The following is a 17,714-nucleotide window of genomic DNA, read 5'->3' on the forward strand; positions in this document are numbered from 1 at the left end:
GATTTATAGCTTGTATCGTTTTGTCAATTATAGCTTGGCGAGTCGTTGCTTTTTTTTCAAATTTACGATTTTTCGGATTTTATTTTATCTGCCTAGGTATGCATTTGATAAATAATGTGTGTAATGTGCACGATTTTCTGCAACAGCGATTGGAAAAGAAAGCGTGCGGTGAACAAAAACGTACTGCTGCGTAGCGGATTTTGGCGACCAGCGGAAGCCGAAAGACCTGCTGCAGCAGTAGTTTTTGTTGCCGTACCTTTACTTGGAAAGCGCGGTGCCTGGCGTTTTTGTTTCCACTACTTCGCGCCAGGCAGTTGCCCTAATTATTAGTGTCTTACAATCAGTTTTTCGGTTTTAGTTTCGTTATTTGCATACGTTAAGTTAACCAAATAAATTCCGTTTGGAAGCTGGTTTACATCAATTCGATTTCCGTTCATTTTTGTAGGAACAGATTTGCCATCGATAGTAAAAATTTCTGCTTTTGTGATTGTTTCGTTAAGAGTAATGAATTGAGCGGCGGGGTTTGGATAAAATGTGTTTTGCGCTTTTTCAAACTCCGATGTACTTAAAACCGTGTCGATAAAGAACTTAGCAAATGCAAAATCGGTTGTACTTTGTGTTTCGCCTCCAAAGCCTGCGGCGATAGCTGTATTTCCGGAAACGAGCAAACTCATAACCCCATCTGTTGTATTATCGAAATCAATAGTTAATTTTCCGCCATCGGCAAACGTACCGTCGAGATCGCCGTTATTGTTTACGCGCACTATCGTGAAATCGAAATTGCTATCATTGTTGGCATTAGAACTTCCGCTGATTAGCAGTTTCCCGTTTGTATCTTCGTGCAAGTCTTTTGGAAAGTTTATCGTTTCAAAAGCGAAAGGTAGGTTACCGTCGGTATCAAAAGTGGTGTCGAATTCGCCGTTAGAATTGAATCGGGTAATAAGTGCTTCTTCGTTTTCACCGATGGATGAACAAACGGTGATTTTACCATTTGGGCTAGCGAGAAGTGCTGTTGGGTAATCGTATTCTGGGCCACCGAATGTAGCCGATCCGTTTCCATTAAAGGTGGTGTCGAGCGTGCCGTTAGAGTTGTATCGGAAAACAATCACATCGGCATCGTTACCGTTAAAAATGGTTCCGGCGGCGATTATTTTTCCCGAGGCAAGGGCTTTGATTTTGAATATGGTTTCTTGTACGGCAGTCGTTGAGGGTATGTTTGAAGTTCCGCCGGTTCCAAAGGTAGTGTCAAAGGTACCATTCGCATTTAAGCGCGTTAGTTTGTAGTTTTCTGTAAAGCTTGATCCAATGCTATAAACTTCATCTCCGGCAAGTAGTATTTTTCCGGTGCTAAGTACCTCGACATCGTAAATAGTTGTGAAATTATTTGTAAAAAGAACAAAGCCGTTTGTTCCGAAAGTTGTATCGACAGTTCCGTTTGCATTAAGTTGCAAAACGTAAGAATAAACGTCGCCAGCAGCAACTATAATTTTTCCGTTTGGCAGTATTTCAATATCGGTAATATTGTAGTAAGGTGCTTGATTAAATAAGCGCAGAATTCCGTTATCTGCGAAAGAAGTGTCGAGAGTTCCGTTGGCGTTATATCTCAGTACCACCGAGCGTAACTCGTCGTTAAAGAAGGCTACTCCAGCTGCAACAATTTTCCCATCGGCTTGCAATTTAGCTACTTTTAGTTCGTCGTATGCGGGATATGGGAAGAACAGTTCCACTTTACCGTCGGTACTAAAACCTGTGTTTAAGGAGCCGTTGCCGTTGATTTTGCATAGATATATTCCATCTTGAAAGAAGGATAAATCGGCATTTCCAGAAAATACGACATTTCCATCGTTAGCCACAGAAAAGTCGGCGATGTTGTCGTTTAAATTCGAAATTGTATAAACCGTCTGACCATCGTTGTCGAATGTAGCATCAGCGCTGCCGTTCGAGTTAAAGCGAAAGGCAGTTGCTTTTCTATAACTTATTGTATTTAAAGTAATTGAAGTTTCGGTAAAGTACATATATTTTCCAGTAGGAAGTAATTTGAGGATGCCTTTGTTTGAGAAAAAGTCATCCGGAGCATTAGCTATAGCAATGCCATCACTATCAAAAGTGGTATCGTAATTTCCGTTAACTGTGAGTCGGATTAAGTAAACCCGTGGTAAACTGTTCGAGTAAACTTCGTTCGCGAATAGCAGCTTGCCATCGGCTTGTGCAATAACATTGGAAGGGCGTGTTCCTACAGTTCCCGTGAAGGTAAACAATCGAAAACCAGTAGTGTTGAAGGTAGTATCGAGAACTCCCGACGCGGTATACTTTGCAACGAAAGCTTGTGTGTCGGTTCCAATATTGATACCGTTTACAACTATTTTATCGTTACCTAGAATCGCGATAGAATTAGTTATTTCTGCAGCTCCGATATTTGATATTGTAGCGCCATTTGTCCCAAAACTTGTATCAATTGTGCCGTTGGTATTTAGTCGCGTTAAGCGGTAATCCTGTTGGTTTGCGTTGTAATAGGATAGTACTACAATTTTTCCATCGGCTTGTTGTGCAAAGTCTACAAAGTAAACAAAGCTTGAGTTGTTTTCTGTATCGGAAATAATTTGGCCGTTGTCGCCAAACGATGCATCGGGTGTGCCATCGGTTAAGTATCTTGCTACTGCAACGCCGGAACTGTCGCCACCACCAACAAGTATTTTACCATCCGACTGTAGAATTAGTTTTTGAAAACCAGCCACACTTTCGTTTAGCACTCTTCCCGTACCATTGAAAGTAGTATCGAGTGTGCCGTCGGTATTGACACGAATTATAAATCCGTACACATTATTAAAGTTATTGAATCGGCCGGCGAGTATAATTTTTCCATCGGTTTGTGTAGCCTGACTGGTAATTGTGAAATCGGCTTGCCCGATATCTGTAAGTAATTTTCCGTTATTTCCGAAAGTTACATCCAGATCGCCACTGTTTTGGGCAGACAATAGTCCGACTGAGAAAAGGAAACTCAGTAAAAAGGTAATTTTTTTATTCATAGAAATTTGCCGTAGCGGCAGTAGTTAGGTTTAGCAAAAAGTTTTCAAAAGTAGTTTTTTTAAACAGTATGGCTTCGGAAAAATTTTACAACTATATATATTTTTAATTTTTAAGGCAACTCGCTCTTCAAAAACTTTGCAGTATAGCTCTTTTTGTCTTTTATAAGTTCTTCAGGAGTTCCCGTGGCTACAATTTTTCCACCGCCTTTTCCACCTTCGTAACCTACATCGATCACGTAATCGGCAAGTTTAATTACGTCGAGATTGTGTTCGATAATCAAAACCGTATTGCCTTTATCAACCAATTTGTTGATTACATCCATCAATACGCGTATGTCTTCAAAATGCAATCCTGTGGTTGGTTCGTCGAGGATATAAAAAGTATTACCTGTATCTTTTTTCGAAAGTTCACCAGCTAGTTTAATGCGTTGTGCTTCGCCGCCGGATAATGTCGTGCTCTGCTGACCCAAAGTGATGTAACCTAAACCAACATCTTGAATGGTTTTTATCTTGCGATAGATTTTTGGAATATTCTCAAAAAACGGAACGGCTTCATCTACGGTCATGTTCAACACATCGGAAATCGATTTTCCTTTGTATCGAATTTCTAAGGTTTCTCTGTTAAATCGTTTGCCCTGACAGGTTTCACATTCCACATAAACATCAGGCAGAAAGTTCATTTCAATCGTTCGAACACCGCTTCCTTCGCAAGTTTCGCAACGACCACCTTTTACATTGAAACTAAATCGCCCAGCCTTATAACCGCGAATCATACTTTCGGGGGTCATCGTAAATAAGTTCCGGATTTCAGAAAATACGTCTGTGTATGTCGCCGGATTACTGCGTGGTGTTCGCCCAATCGGACTTTGATCAATGTCGATTACCTTATCCAGATGTTCTAAACCTTCGATTTTTTTGTACGGTTGTGGTTTCTTAACTCCGTTGAAAAAATGTGCATTCAGAATCGGATACAAGGTTTCATTAATTAAAGTCGATTTTCCGCTACCCGAAACGCCTGTAACACAAACCAGTTTCCCCAGCGGAATTTCGATACTTACATTTTTGAGGTTATTGCCCGTAGCGCCTGTTAACTTCAAAGATTTACCGTTACCCTCGCGTCTTTTCTTAGGAATTTGAATCGATTTTTTTCCGTTGAGATAAGCTGCAGTTAGTGTATCGTGCGTCAATAATTCTTTTGCCGTTCCGATGCTAATGATTTCACCTCCGTGTCGACCTGCTTTCGGACCGATATCTACTACATAATCCGCGCGTAAAATCATGTCTTTGTCGTGTTCAACGACTAAAACGGAATTTCCTATATCGCGTAATTGTTCTAAAGAAGTAATGAGTTTTTCGTTATCGCGTTGGTGTAAACCGATACTTGGTTCGTCGAGGATATACAAAACACCTACCAATTGCGAACCAATTTGCGTTGCCAATCGAATGCGTTGTGCTTCACCACCCGACAGTGTTTTCGAACTCCGATTCAAAGACAAATAATCTAGACCAACATTTAGAAGAAACGCCAAACGGTCGTTAATTTCCTTGATGATTTCGGAACCGATAATGAGTTGTTTCTCGTTTAGTTTTTTAGAGATATCGCGAAAAACTGCTGCGAGATCGGAAATATCTAAAGCCGACATTTCAGCGATGTTTTTCTCATCAATTCGGAAATACAAAGCTTCTTTTTTCAAACGAGCTCCGCCGCAATCCGGACAAGGAATTTCGTCCATGAAATCTTTCGCCCAGCGTTTTATCGATGCGGAACCGCTTTCATCGTATTGATTTTTAATAAATTGCGCTATACCTTCAAATTCAATTCGGTATTCTTTAGTAACGCCTAAAGTGGTCGATTCTACTAAAAATCGATCTTTTCCACCATTTAGGATAATATCAATCGCTTCCGCAGAAATTTTCTCAATCGGATCGGTGAGTTTAAAACCAAATTTTTCGCCGATGGTTTCTAATTGTTTGAAAATCCAGCTTTGTTTGTACGGACCGAGCGGTAGGAATCCGCCGTCTTTAATCGACATTTTAGTGTCTGGAACAATTTTTTTGAAGTTGATTTCGTTAATCGTTCCCAAGCCGTTGCAGGTTTTGCAAGCTCCTTTCGGGGAATTAAACGAAAAGAGATTTGGCTCCGGATTTTCGTACGATATCCCCGTTGTCGGACACATTAAATTCCTACTGAAATAGCGAATTTCATGGCTGTCTTGGTCTAAAATCATTAAGACGTTTTCGCCGTGACGCATCGCAGTATCAATACTTTGACTCAATCGTTTCTCGAGATCCGGCGAGCTATCTACCAACAATCGATCAACAACAATTTCGATGTCGTGTGTTTTGTACCGATCGAGTTTCATGCCGTGTACGATATCGCGTAACTCGCCGTTTACGCGTACTTTCAGAAATCCTTGTTTGGCAATCTGTACGAAGAGTTCAGCATAATGTCCTTTTCTGGCTCGGATAACGGGAGCCAAAACATTGATTTTCTTGCCGGCGAAATCTCTCAAAATCAAATCTTTGATTTGGTCGTCGGTGTAGCTTACCATTTTTTCGCCCGTATTGTAACTGTAAGCGTCTGCGGCACGTGCGTAAAGTAAACGAAGAAAGTCGTAGATTTCTGTAATTGTACCGACGGTTGAACGCGGACTCTTACTGGTTGTTTTTTGCTCAATGGCAATTACAGGCGAAAGTCCGTCGATTTTATCCACATCCGGACGTTCCAAACCGCCGAGAAACTGACGCGCGTACGCCGAAAAGGTTTCGATGTACCGCCGTTGACCTTCGGCGTAAATGGTATCAAAAGCTAAGGATGATTTCCCCGAACCACTCAGCCCAGTAATTACAACGAGCTTGTCGCGCGGAATTTTAACGTCTATGTTTTTGAGGTTATGAACTCGAGCGCCAATAACCTCTATATGATTTTCTATTTCAGGCATTTTTTTCAAAAAGGCAAAAATACGGCTAATCTTTGCTAAAAACTATCTCAAAAACAAAGCTTCAAATAAAATATTCGTTCTTTTTTGAGTTTAAAAACACAATCCAAATCGCACTTTGTTGAAGTTCTTTTGCTACTGAAAATTCCGCGAAAGCGCTAGAAAACAATGTTCATTTATTGATCTTCAACAATCGTAAATTAGTCAATTGTTAAAGCTTTTAGTCGGTCGCGATACGCTTCTAAAGCAATCGATTTAGAAATAAAACCTTTGTACTGTTTCTTGTAAAGTACAGGCAAATATGCCAAACCGGTTAAGTCGAATTTATTCATTACAGCTGCCATCGACTCGTCGTTTTGAACCGAATACAAAACCGGTTTCATAATTTCTTGAACTTTGGTGTATTTGACTTTGAAATTACTGAAAATAATTTCGCGAATATCGTCGAAGTAAATCAAACCAATAAGCTCTTTTTCGTGATTCGTAACTGCAAAAATCGATTGGCTTGAGTGCGATACGTATTCTACCAATCGCTGTAAATTTTCATCCGGTTTTAGAACCATTTCATCAGGAATAATCAGTGAATTTAAATCGATTGTTGTAAGTATGTTTGAATCCTTATTTCCCGTGAACACTTGTCCTTTTTTAGCGAGATTTTTAACGTCAAGCGAATGCTTTTCGAATCGTTTTGCTACCGCTAAACTGATCGACGATACCATCATTAAGGGAACAATCAGATCGTAACCTCCTGTAATTTCTGCAATAAGGAAAATAGCTGTTAGCGGTGCATGAAAAACACCACTTAATATCCCTGCCATTCCAACAATGGTAAAATTTCCGATCGGTAGCGATTGAATTCCGAGAACGTTGATCAGTTTCGCAAATAAAAATCCGGTGTACGATCCCATGAATAGGGAAGGAGCAAAGTTTCCGCCGTTTCCGCCGCTACCAATGGTTAAACCTGTCGCGAAAACTTTGGTAAATAAGATTAATCCAACGAAAATCAAAATAGCAAATTTGTTGTTTTCCCAAGATTCAAAGAGCGTTCCTTCGAGCAACAGCGCAGCCTTATCGGCAGAAAGAAGTCGAATACCTTCGTAACCTTCACCAAATAAAGGTGGAAATACAAATATCAAAACAGCCAATAAACTCGAACCAATCAATGCTTTTTTATAGGGTTTCCACCGAATTAACCCAAAGACGCGTTCAACTCTTTGAAAATTCCGCATGTAAAAAACCGAGACAAAGCCCGTAAGTAAGCCCAAGCCAACGTAATACGGAACGTTCTTGTAGTTAAACGAATTTTCGGAATTGAATGTCAATAAAATGGTGTCGTCTAATATAATGGCCGACAAAATCGCTCCCGTTGCAGCTGAAATCATAATCGGTGTAAAAGCGGCAATACTTACATCGACTAATAAAACTTCAATAGCGAACAGTACGCCAGCAATCGGAGCTTTAAATGCTGCTGCAATTCCTGCCGCCACGCCACAGCCAATCAATAAGGTACGTTCTTTGTAGCCGAGTCGGTATTGTTGCGCGAAATTCGAACCAAAAGCGGCGCCGGTAATTACAATCGGACTCTCCAAACCAGCCGAACCTCCCAATCCTACGGTGAGCGAGCTTGTCATGATTTGCGCATACATTTGCTTTCGCGGAACAATTCCTGCTTTTTTGGCAACGGCATACAAAATCTGACTCGTACCTTTTTCGATGCTGCCACCGAGTAATTTTTTTACAACTAAAACCGTCAGTAAAATACCGATGATCGGAAGTAAACCGTTCACAAACCCGAGATGCAGCTTAGAACTCAGATAGGTGGCAATTTCGAAAACTTTGTGTGCAAATGTTTTAAGCACGATTACAGCTGCTGTAACCGAAATGCCTACCAAAACCGCGGCCAAAAATATAAATTGCTTGGCAGTTAAATTGGCTTTGGCCAGATGAATAGCAAATTCAAACCGTTTTTTTATCGTTCTAATCATGAGTTAAAATCCTGCTGTGGCATCTTCGCCGCGCTTATCTGCTCCGGCGTGTTTGTTTCCAAGCGAATCTATAAAAATAGCATCAACTTTCCCAATAACCGGGCTTTCGCCGACTTTTATTTTATAGCCTTTGTTTTCAAGCGCATGAAAATGTTCTTTTGGAAAATTTCTTTCGAATAAAACTTCGTCGGGCAGCCATTGGTGGTGAAATCGCGGACTATCAATGGCAGCTTGAATCGGCATTTCGAACTGAAGTACATTCAATAAAGTTTGGAAAACTGTGGTAATAATGGTTGAACCTCCGGGCGATCCTAAGGCTAAGATAGGCTTATTGTTTTTAAGCACTATCGTGGGCGTCATCGACGACAACATGCGTTTTCCGGGTTCAATTTTGTTGGCACTGCTTCCGGTAAGTCCGTAGCTGTTTGGAAATCCCGGCTTGGCGCTGAAATCGTCCATTTCGTTATTCAAGAAAAAACCAAGTTCAGGTAAATACAATTTCGAACCGAAGGCACCATTTAGCGTGGTGGTAACGGCAACGACATTTCCGAACGAATCGGCTATAGAATAGTGCGTGGTTTCGTCGGATTCTGAAATCGTAATCGCACCCGCTTCTATATCCTTCGACGCAGTGGCGCGATCAAAGTTAATGCTGGCTGCCCGTTCTTTAAGGTAATTCGAAGCAGTTAATTCTGTAACGGGAACATTTACAAAATCCGGATCCCCTAAAAACTTGCTGCGATCTGCGTAAGCGCGTCGTTCTAATTCGGTTAGCAACTGAATGTATGTTAAGTTGTTAACGCGTAAAGTGTCTAATTTGAAATTCTCGAGCATGCCAAAAAGTTGTGCCAATGCTACGCCTCCCGATGAAGGTGGCGGCATGCTGCAAATCGTGTATTCTTTAAAACGGAAGCACAGCGGTTTTCGCCATGTGGCACGATAGTTCTTCAAATCGTTAGCCGTAATGATTCCCCCTCGTTTTCTCAGTGCCGAGACTAATTTTCGGGCCGTTTTTCCCGAATAGAATTCGGCTGAACCGTTTTTGTAGATTCGTTCCAACGTCTTTGCTAGTGCGCGAAAGGTAACTCGATCGCCAATTTTATGCTCGATTTTAAAAGGAAGTTCTTTTCCAGAAACTTCAATGATAGTTTTTTGATGTGTTTGCCACTGCTGATACTGCAGCGCCGAGATCTGAACGCCTTTGCGCGCTAAACGAATAGCTGGTTTAAAAAGCAGCTCGATAGGTAGCGAACCAAATTTCTTATGAACCTCAAAAATCCCAGCGATAGTTCCTGGAACGCCAACGGCAAGCGCACCTTTGCTGCTTTTATCTGTATTTACGCTGCCATTCGCACTCAAGTACATGTTTTCACTTGCCTTTTCCGGCGCCATTTCTCGATAATCTAACGAACCTACTGAACCATCGGCTTGTGCGTAAACCATAAATCCGCCGCCGCCAATATTGCCCGCATACGGATACGAAACGGCTAAGGCCAATTCTACGGCAATCATCGTATCAAAAGCATTTCCGCCTTGTTTTAAAATTTCTGCGCCGATTTCAGAAGCTTCAATTCGTGCCGAGCTCACCGCAGCTTTCGAATAAATTTGCTGTTGCTGTGCGAATATTAGAAAAGGATAAAGTACCAGTACAATTTGCCAAGACTTCATAATTCGTTCAACTTTTTTTCGCAGAACAATTGAATTTCGGGAAAAAACTTCGTGAATTCTTCTTCAAACAAAAAGTAATCGGCTGTAAGTTCTTCGGTTGCCGAACTCATGCCCGATAGAAACTTCGTTCTTGCGTCCATTTGTCGGAAAATATTCGATAATCCGTTAATCGATTCATAGGAAAGTAGCCAATTGTATTTGATCATGTACGGCACAATAGATTTGGCTTTAACCGTTAATAATTCGGCATTTTTATTGAGCAAATTGTAAAAGTTTTGCACGACTTCGTTGAGCGGTTTTTGGGAATACACGCTCCAGTTTTTCGCTAGGAAATGATCGTAATACAAATCAACAATCACGGGTGCATAGTGGTGGTAGGAGCCATGTAATCGTTTGGTGCTTTGTCTGAAAACAGGATGCGCATCGGTAAAGGTGTCGATTTCTCGATGCAATAAAATACCGCGCTGTATGCCTTTCGGAAAATCTAAATACGCTTTGGTTCGAATTCCTTCTGCTAGGAAATTCCCCAGCTGAACTTCGGTATCGCTGCCCGATAAATATAAATGTGCAAGAAAATTCATACGCCTAAATATAACCTTTTTTTAATTCGTATCGCCACTTTTTTCTTTTCTAGGCAAAGCGAAAACTTATATTTGTAAAAAAGTTAAAATCGATGACATTAATTAAATCTATCTCCGGAATCCGCGGTACCATTGGTGGTGCGATCGACGACAACCTAACGCCGATCGATGCTGTAAAATTCGCTGCCGCTTACGGAACATTTCTAAAGAAAACACTGGGTAAAGAAGACATCAAAGTGGTTATTGGTCGCGATGCGCGCATTTCCGGCCCCATGATTCACGCCTTAGTAGCCAATACTTTAATCGGTTTGGGAATCGACGTGATTGATCTCGGATTATCGACTACACCAACCGTTGAAGTGGCCGTTCCCTTAGAAAAAGCCGACGGAGGAATTATTCTTACCGCTTCGCACAACCCTAAGCAATGGAATGCGTTAAAGTTATTGAATGATAAAGGTGAATTTTTGAGTGGCGCCGACGGTGCAGAAATTCTAAAAATTGCCGATGCAGGCGATTATCAGTTTGCCGATGTTGATTCGCTGGGAACTTTAATCGTTAACGATTCGTACATGGATATTCATATTGATGAGGTATTGAATTTACCGCTCGTGAATATCGATTTAGTTAAAGAAGCAAAATTTAAAGTCGTTGTTGATGCCGTGAATTCTAGCGGCGGTATCATTGTTCCGAAATTATTGGAGGAAATGGGTGTTGAATGTGTGAAGTTGTATTGCACGCCCGACGGTCATTTTCCGCACAATCCGGAACCTTTGAAAGAACATTTGTCGGAAATCATGAAATTGGTTGTGGAAGAAAAAGCCGATTTCGGAATTGTTGTAGATCCCGACGTAGACCGACTTGCCTTTGTATCCGAAAACGGCGAGATGTTTGGCGAAGAATATACGCTCGTTGCCATAGCCGATTACATCTTGTCGAAGAATTCTGGAAATACCGTTTCTAACTTATCGTCGTCTCGTGCTTTGCGCGATGTTACGCTAAAACACGGCGGCACCTACTTTGCCAGTGCCGTTGGCGAAGTGAATGTTGTGGAACTGATGAAAAAACAAAATGCGGTGATTGGCGGAGAAGGCAACGGCGGAATTATTTATCCGGATTTGCATTACGGACGCGATAGCATTGTTGGAATTGCCTTATTCCTGACGCATTTAGCCGAAAAGAAAATGAAAGTTTCGGAACTCAGAGATAGTTATCCGGCGTATTTTATGAGTAAAAATAAAATTGAACTCACACCAAGCATTAACGTGGATGCGGTTTTGAAGCAAGTAGAGGATAAGTATCAATCAGAAGAAGTTTCTACTGTGGACGGTGTGAAGATTGATTTCGAAAACTCTTGGGTGCACTTGCGGAAAAGCAACACCGAACCGATTATTCGAATTTATACCGAAGCTGGTTCGCAAGCCGCGGCGGATGAACTGGCTGTTCGATTTGTATCGGAATTAAAAGCGTTCGCCGGAATTTAAAGTACGATCGTTTTATTCCACAAAAAAGCCTCCAAATCGGAGGCTTTTTTGTTGTATAATTTATAATTCCATTTTCTTAAGTTCTTCGTAACTGCGGTTCAAACGGCGCAATAGTATTCCGTAGATCAATTTGTAAATCAGCCAGAAAATAAGTGTTAAAACCGCGGTGATAAGAATCAAGATGATAATTGCTGTAATCATTACCGTGAGAGGCATTTGTCCGTTGCCGTCGTGCATCACACTTTCTGTGGTGTAACCGTGATAGAATCCGAAACTACAAACAACGATAAACAATACAGCGAATGAAATTAGGTTAAAAGCTATGTAGCGCTTTACCACTCGTCGGGTGTTGATGATGTTGGTAATGAGTTCTTTGGTACTGCTTACAACAGATATCTTGCGGTAATTCTGATAAAAACGGTAAATGAACCAAACAACAACAAGGTAAAATACAATACTGCAAGCCAGATAAAACTCGTAAATTCCCCATTTCTGTAGTAACTCGCTACTTTCGTCGTGCGTTTTGCTCAGCGACAGCGTGATGCCCAAAATAATACCCAGCAATAACTCGCAAATGGAAACAATAAAAATCCATTTCACAATCGACGACGATCGCAATTTCAGCATGTTGCTCAACTCATTTTCACCGATTTGCGTGAACGAGTTGGTCGACTTCTGCCAGTCTTTCTTTAATAAATCCAATCCTTCCATCTGCTTGCTACGGATTTAATATTTTTTTCAATTTCCCCTTAATTCGATTCATCTTTACACGTGCGTTTACTTCTGAAATCCCCAGCGTTTCGGCGATTTCATGATAATCTTTGTCTTCTAAATACATGAAAACTAGAGCCTTTTCAATGTCGTTCAATTGCTGCACCGCGCGATACATCAGCTTAATCTGCTCTTCTTCTTCATAGTTGTACTGCTCTTCTTTGATAAACAAATTGGCCGTTTCCACATCCGAAGTTTGAATGCTGCGCTTGTCTTTTCGGTACAAGGTAATCGCGGTGTTTAAAGCTACCCGATACGCCCAAGTCGAAAATTTACTTTCGCCTCGAAACTTTGGGTAAGCTTTCCACAATTGAATCGTAATCTCTTGGAAAAGATCTTTGTGCTGATCTTCGTCTTGCGTATAAAGCCGACAAATTTTGTGAATCAAATTCTGATTCATTTTCAGCTTCTCTACAAAGTCTTTTTCTAAAGATTGCTCCATCGTTCGATTAGTAGGTTTTCACTCATTTTTGTTACAATTTCGCTCTAGATTTTATCATTTCGATTTGAGGCAATCAATAAATTAATAAACTTTCCGTAGCTCGAAATACCGTCTTTTTGACTGTTGAATTTAAGGAAATTATCGTAAAAAGTTTCGAATATTTTTTCCACGAAAGTGGACTTTCCCTTCCAAAACGCATCGGCTTCTTCAAAATTTCGAAGGACTCCCTTATTAATCGATTTCTGATAGAAATTTAAAACAACCGGATTCTTAAACTTCCACATATTCAAACAATAGCGCAAGGCTGTGGCATGAGCCGCATACTGCAAGTGTAAATCGGTTGCCGCTGCCGTAACTTGAAAAGCATAAAAATTACATTCACTTTCGCTACCAACACCCAGCTGATGCGCCATTTCGTGCGCAATCGTAAAACTTCGGTTAAAGTTAGGCGACTCGTAATTGTACTGCGATTCGCCTGAAAACGGATTCAAATAGCCCGTAAATCCCATGTAACTTAAGGCCAAACTGTACAACGACTTTTTGACACTTGGCGTTTCATAGTTCAATGCGTAATCGGGTAAATACCAGTATTTCAAAACAGTATTTTCAACCGCTGCGTCTGAAACAGTTTGCCGAACAGCTGTTGCCTTATTTTTAGTAATTGCAAACTGCAGCCGATTGCTTTCGCGAATCAGTTTTCGCGTTAACGCATGCAATTCGGTATCGCTGTATTCCAAATTCCAGTTTTGTTTTTCAGCGAGCGAAGGTCCGTAGTAGTTGAACGCCCACAGTACGTGAAACAGCAAATACAAAGTGGCGCACGTACGCAGCAACAACGGAAATACAATTTGAATGAACTTTTTCCGGTTCCGAATCGTTGAGATTAACAAGTACAATCCTAAAAGGGTGTAGGCAATATCGCCAATCGAAAACGAAAAATAGCCCGTAATCGTTCGCAAAGCCGTAGCGATTTTGGGATAAAAGCTCGATTGATAGAACGCAATAAAAGTATTCGAGTTGCCAAGGATTTTCACAACTAGCACAACAACAAGCAAATACGAAAGGCTGCGCGCTAAATTGCCGTAACGCGGGCTGTACAATTCTAAAAACTGCTTTAATTTCTCGACCTGCTTCACTTGCTTGTTGTATTTTCGTGGCTCAAACCGCCATTTTATGAACGAGCAAGTTAGAAATTTAGTTCCAAACCCGATTTGGAAAAACTTCGCAGATTTAAACGCTGTGCCACGACCATCGAAACAAGAAGCCCGAGTGATTGCTTTTATGCAAGAATTTGGCAAAAAGTTGAACTTGGAAACCTACACCGACGAGGTTGGTAACGTCATTATAAAAAAACCGGCGACACCAGGTATGGAAAATCGGCAAACTGTTGTGCTGCAAAGCCATCTGGATATGGTGCACCAGAAAAATGCCGACACGGTTTTCGATTTTCAAACACAAGGTATCGACATGTATGTAGATGGCGATTGGGTTCGAGCGCGCGGAACCACTTTGGGCGCCGATAACGGACTAGGTGTTGCCACCATCATGGCTGTTTTAGAAAGTACCGATTTGCCGCATCCGGCTATCGAAGCACTGTTTACCATCGATGAAGAAACGGGAATGACCGGCGCGATGAATCTGCAAGGCGGCGTGCTCACAGGCGATATTCTCCTAAATTTAGATACCGAAGAAGACGATGAAATCGACATTGGCTGCGCCGGCGGATTAGACGTTACCGCACAAGCCGTTTACAATTCGGAACCTACGCCCGAACATTCGCTAGCTTTTAAACTTATTGTGCGCGGTTTGCAGGGCGGACACTCCGGTATGGATATCCACAAAGGCTTGGGCAACGCCAACAAAATCATGAACCGATTGCTTTTTGGCGGTTTCGACAATTTTGGTTTGCAAATTGCGAGTATAGTGGGCGGAAGTTTACGCAATGCTATTCCGCGCGAGAGCGTGGCGCATTTTGTGATTGCACAATTGTACGACGGTGCTTTTCAATTAGACATTCAAGAAATTATAGACGATATCAAAGCTGAATTTGCGACCACCGAACCGCAGTTGGAAATTGAATTGGTGCCGGCCGAGCTGTCCGAAACGGTTATGGATGTTGCGGCGCAGGAGGCTGTGTTACGTGCTATTTATGCGGCGCACAACGGTGTGTATCGCATGAGTGCCGATATGCCCGATTTGGTCGAAACCTCGAACAACATTGCCAAAGTAACCATTGAAAACGGACAATTGAGCATTCAGTGTTTAACGCGCTCGTCGGTTGAAACTTCGAAATACGATTTGGCTAATGCCTTGAAATCGGCTTTTGAGTTGGCGGGTTGCGAGGTTTTGTTTTCGGGCAGTTATCCGGGTTGGAAGCCCAAACCTGAGTCGGATATTGTGCAATTGCTCGCCAAAACGTACACCGATTTATTTGGTTCGAAACCGCGTGTTGTGGCGTGTCATGCCGGTTTAGAGTGCGGTATTTTAGGCAAGAATTACCCAAAGATGGACATGGTTTCGTTTGGTCCGACGATTTTAGGAGCGCATTCACCCGACGAGCGTGCCTCAATTACTTCGGTACGAAAATTCTGGAAATTGTTTTGTACGGTTTTGGAGAACATTCCGGAGAGGAAGTAGTTTTTTAGAAGTTAGAGACGAGAGGCGAGGAGCGAGACTCCAACGATTTCACCACATCACGTATCGTTTTACCCATCCTAACCCGCAATTTGTCGGAGAATGAACACGTCGAAAGGAACATTGTGTACGTTGTGAAAAACTTTGTGGAACATTGTGCTCCATTTCCCTTTTTTTCTATTTTTTAGCTTTTTAGCTGTTAGCTGTTAGCTGTTAGCTTTTTAGCTTTTTAGCTGTTAGCTGTTAGCTTTTTAGCTTTTTTAGCTTTTTAGCTGTTAGTTGTTAGCTGTTAGCTGTTAGCTGTTAGCTTTTTAGCTGTTAGCTGTTAGCTTTTTAGCTTTTTAGCTTTTTAGCTGTTAGCTGTTAGCTGTTAGCTTTTTAGCTTTTTAGCTGTTAGCTGTTAGCTTTTTTAGTTTTTTAGCTTTTTAGCTGTTAGCTGTTAGCTGTTAGCTGTTAGCTTTTTAGCTTTTTTCCCTTTTTTCCCTTTTTTCCATTTTTCTATTTTTAGCTCCTTCCCGCTGTCCGCTATAGTCCTCGTAAAATACGGCAGGTTCACGCGCGCAGCGTTCGGCTTCTGAGGTCGCCGTTTACTATCGCGGTTCACCTAGCCGTCTTTTCCTCCGGGCTGCCGCTGCCATCGGGGCTATGAAATACGTTACTAACGTTTAGTGGATAAAGTGTAAATTCGACGAAGATACAAGGCGAAAAAAGGATTCAATTTAACATATTTAAAAATGTGTATAAATTTGTCGCTGCAATTCGCTGTGATTAAATAAATTAAGCATGTTTTTGAAAATTGAAAAAGGGGAAGGGATTTCGCCAATTATTAAGTTATCGGCAATTTTAAGACTACCACTATAATATGATAGAACCAGTTGAAATATTAGTTTTGGAAAGACACATAATTAAGTTTTATAACGAAACTGATTACACTTTTGGCTCTTCTGACAACATCAAAAAATACGAAAAAATTTTTACAAGTGGCGACAGCGAAGTTTTGATAAGTCAAATTGGAGTCGAGCTATTTGAAGATGAAAAATTGGTTACAAATTGCTTAATAGGTTCAGAAGGAGGAGTGACAGGGATAAATGACAATTCAATACTCATAAGTTATGGAGGAATCGTAATCTGTTGTGCAAACACCATATTTAAGTTAACAATTCCTGACTTAAACTTGGAATGGAAAACAATCGCTGACACAGTATCTTGCTTTGGTATTTACTACCTTGACAAAGATTATGTTGTTCACGGAGAGCTTGAAATTTCACGACTTGATAAAAATGGTAAAATAATTTGGCAACAAGGTGGACGTGACATTTGGACAACGGCAGAAGGAATTGACGAATTTGCTGTTTATGACGACCACATTTTAGCGACTGATTGGGATTATAACAGATATAAATTTGATTTTGACGGCAAACTATTAGAAGAATACAAAGTTGAGCCAACCAAGACAACACAAATGATAGAAGAACAGGCAAAAAAGAAGTGGTGGAAAATATGGTAAGACGAAAAACTGACCATAACATCGTATTGGCAATAGTGGGGCTGACAGTTGTAAAGTCAACATTTATAATTCTATTGGGCATTTTTGCAAATGTTGGACTGACGTTTTTCAAATGCCCCACCATCGCCATTACGTAAACTGTTATCCGCAATGCTATGACGACAATTCCAACATCAAAAAGACAGAAATAAAAGATAATTTTTAGACATGAAAAAATATCACTTACTCCTTTGCTTCCTTTTTCCACTCTTTGTGGCAGGACAACAGATTGACGCAAAAGAATTAGAACAAAGGAATGGACTTTCTTATGAAGTTGGGAAGGATAAGCCTTTCACCGGACAAGCTATTGCCTATAATGAGAATGGTAAAAAGCAAAGTTCAACCGAATACAAAGACGGAAAAATCAGCGGAAAAATTGAAGGTTGGTATCCAAGTGGAAACAAACAAGTAGAAGGACAACTTATCATTTGACAGAAAACAGGTGTTTGGACTGCTTGGTATGAAAATGGAAATAAAATTAGGCAAGGTGCTTTTGTAAACAGCAAAGAGGAAGGCGAATACATTTGGTGGTTTGAAAATGGTAAAATAAACAAAAAGGGAATTTACCATGCTGGCATTGCTGATGGTAAATGGGAATGGTATTATGAAAATGGGCAGAAAAAACAGGAAGGAATATTAAG

12 protein-coding genes and 1 pseudogene are annotated in these 17,714 nt (G+C 41.0%); 5 read left to right on the forward strand and 8 right to left on the reverse strand.

Annotated elements, in window-relative coordinates:
- Positions 1–326: 326 nt before the first annotated feature.
- The 5 genes from Q0064_RS05570 to Q0064_RS05590 form a co-directional block, all read right to left on the reverse strand.
- Positions 327–3,026 carry a T9SS type A sorting domain-containing protein gene (locus Q0064_RS05570; RefSeq protein ID WP_298145533.1) on the reverse strand — a complete coding sequence of 900 codons (2,700 nt, stop codon included), beginning with the start codon at positions 3,024–3,026 and terminating at the stop codon, positions 327–329.
- 110 nt (positions 3,027–3,136) lie between these two features.
- The gene (uvrA, locus tag Q0064_RS05575; protein WP_298145536.1) at positions 3,137–5,968 is read right to left on the reverse strand and encodes an excinuclease ABC subunit UvrA; all 2,832 of its coding nucleotides are present in this window, start codon (positions 5,966–5,968) and stop codon (positions 3,137–3,139) included.
- Positions 5,969–6,165: 197 nt separating this feature from the next.
- Entirely contained in the window at positions 6,166–7,950 is a 1,785-nt protein-coding gene (locus Q0064_RS05580; protein ID WP_094487123.1) for a chloride channel protein, read from the reverse strand.
- A 3-nt stretch (positions 7,951–7,953) separates the two neighbouring features.
- Positions 7,954–9,618, reverse strand: a complete 1,665-nt coding sequence (gene ggt, locus Q0064_RS05585) for a gamma-glutamyltransferase (protein ID WP_298145542.1) — start codon at positions 9,616–9,618, stop codon at positions 7,954–7,956.
- Positions 9,615–10,199: an acyl carrier protein phosphodiesterase gene (locus tag Q0064_RS05590; RefSeq protein ID WP_298145546.1), complete on the reverse strand. Its 585-nt coding sequence runs from the start codon at positions 10,197–10,199 to the stop codon at positions 9,615–9,617. The genes ggt and Q0064_RS05590 overlap by 4 nt, the downstream gene beginning before the upstream one ends.
- A 92-nt stretch (positions 10,200–10,291) precedes the next feature.
- Here Q0064_RS05590 and glmM point away from each other — a divergent pair, with 92 nt between their 5' ends.
- Complete coding sequence (gene glmM / locus Q0064_RS05595) at positions 10,292–11,680, forward strand: phosphoglucosamine mutase (protein ID WP_298145549.1); 1,389 nt, start codon at positions 10,292–10,294, stop codon at positions 11,678–11,680.
- A 60-nt stretch (positions 11,681–11,740) separates the two neighbouring features.
- Here the strand turns inward: glmM and Q0064_RS05600 are convergent, their stop codons facing one another.
- The 3 genes from Q0064_RS05600 to Q0064_RS05610 are packed head-to-tail and all read right to left on the reverse strand — an operon-like array spanning position 11,741 to position 14,029.
- The gene (locus Q0064_RS05600) at positions 11,741–12,391 is read right to left on the reverse strand and encodes a hypothetical protein (RefSeq protein WP_298145552.1); all 651 of its coding nucleotides are present in this window, start codon (positions 12,389–12,391) and stop codon (positions 11,741–11,743) included.
- Between the two features lie 7 nt (positions 12,392–12,398).
- Positions 12,399–12,893, reverse strand: a complete 495-nt coding sequence (locus Q0064_RS05605; RefSeq protein WP_094487118.1) for a sigma-70 family RNA polymerase sigma factor — start codon at positions 12,891–12,893, stop codon at positions 12,399–12,401.
- Positions 12,894–12,937: 44 nt separating this feature from the next.
- On the reverse strand, positions 12,938–14,029 hold the full coding sequence (locus Q0064_RS05610; protein WP_298145557.1) for a DUF3810 domain-containing protein: 1,092 nt from the start codon (positions 14,027–14,029) through the stop codon (positions 12,938–12,940).
- A gap of 37 nt (positions 14,030–14,066) precedes the next feature.
- Here Q0064_RS05610 and Q0064_RS05615 point away from each other — a divergent pair, with 37 nt between their 5' ends.
- The 4 genes and pseudogenes from Q0064_RS05615 to Q0064_RS14730 form a co-directional block, all read left to right on the forward strand.
- Positions 14,067–15,530, forward strand: coding sequence for an aminoacyl-histidine dipeptidase (locus tag Q0064_RS05615; protein ID WP_298145560.1), 1,464 nt, complete (start codon positions 14,067–14,069; stop codon positions 15,528–15,530).
- Positions 15,531–16,389: 859 nt separating this feature from the next.
- Positions 16,390–17,034, forward strand: a complete 645-nt coding sequence (locus Q0064_RS05620) for a hypothetical protein (RefSeq protein ID WP_298145565.1) — start codon at positions 16,390–16,392, stop codon at positions 17,032–17,034.
- Positions 17,035–17,241: 207 nt separating this feature from the next.
- Positions 17,242–17,505, forward strand: coding sequence for a hypothetical protein (locus tag Q0064_RS05625; RefSeq protein ID WP_298145568.1), 264 nt, complete (start codon positions 17,242–17,244; stop codon positions 17,503–17,505).
- A gap of 45 nt (positions 17,506–17,550) precedes the next feature.
- Positions 17,551–17,706: pseudogene (locus Q0064_RS14730) on the forward strand (hypothetical protein); the annotation flags it as partial.
- Positions 17,707–17,714 lie beyond the last annotated feature (8 nt).

Source organism: Flavobacterium sp. (genome assembly GCF_027490375.1).
Lineage (GTDB): Bacteria > Bacteroidota > Bacteroidia > Flavobacteriales > Flavobacteriaceae > Flavobacterium.

Bases quoted from the DNA above. Each gene is read 5' to 3' on its own strand.
- Q0064_RS05590 (WP_298145546.1), bottom strand. From the start codon at position 10,199: ATGAATTTTCTTGCACATTTATATTTATCGGGCAGCGATACCGAAGTT.
- glmM (WP_298145549.1), top strand. From the start codon at position 10,292: ATGACATTAATTAAATCTATCTCCGGAATCCGCGGTACCATTGGTGGT.
- Q0064_RS05620 (WP_298145565.1), top strand. From the start codon at position 16,390: ATGATAGAACCAGTTGAAATATTAGTTTTGGAAAGACACATAATTAAG.
- Q0064_RS05580 (WP_094487123.1), bottom strand. From the start codon at position 7,950: ATGATTAGAACGATAAAAAAACGGTTTGAATTTGCTATTCATCTGGCC.
- ggt (WP_298145542.1), bottom strand. From the start codon at position 9,618: ATGAAGTCTTGGCAAATTGTACTGGTACTTTATCCTTTTCTAATATTC.
- Q0064_RS05605 (WP_094487118.1), bottom strand. From the start codon at position 12,893: ATGGAGCAATCTTTAGAAAAAGACTTTGTAGAGAAGCTGAAAATGAAT.
- uvrA (WP_298145536.1), bottom strand. From the start codon at position 5,968: ATGCCTGAAATAGAAAATCATATAGAGGTTATTGGCGCTCGAGTTCAT.
- Q0064_RS05615 (WP_298145560.1), top strand. From the start codon at position 14,067: ATGAACGAGCAAGTTAGAAATTTAGTTCCAAACCCGATTTGGAAAAAC.
- Q0064_RS05600 (WP_298145552.1), bottom strand. From the start codon at position 12,391: ATGGAAGGATTGGATTTATTAAAGAAAGACTGGCAGAAGTCGACCAAC.
- Q0064_RS05625 (WP_298145568.1), top strand. From the start codon at position 17,242: ATGAAAAAATATCACTTACTCCTTTGCTTCCTTTTTCCACTCTTTGTG.
- Q0064_RS05570 (WP_298145533.1), bottom strand. From the start codon at position 3,026: ATGAATAAAAAAATTACCTTTTTACTGAGTTTCCTTTTCTCAGTCGGA.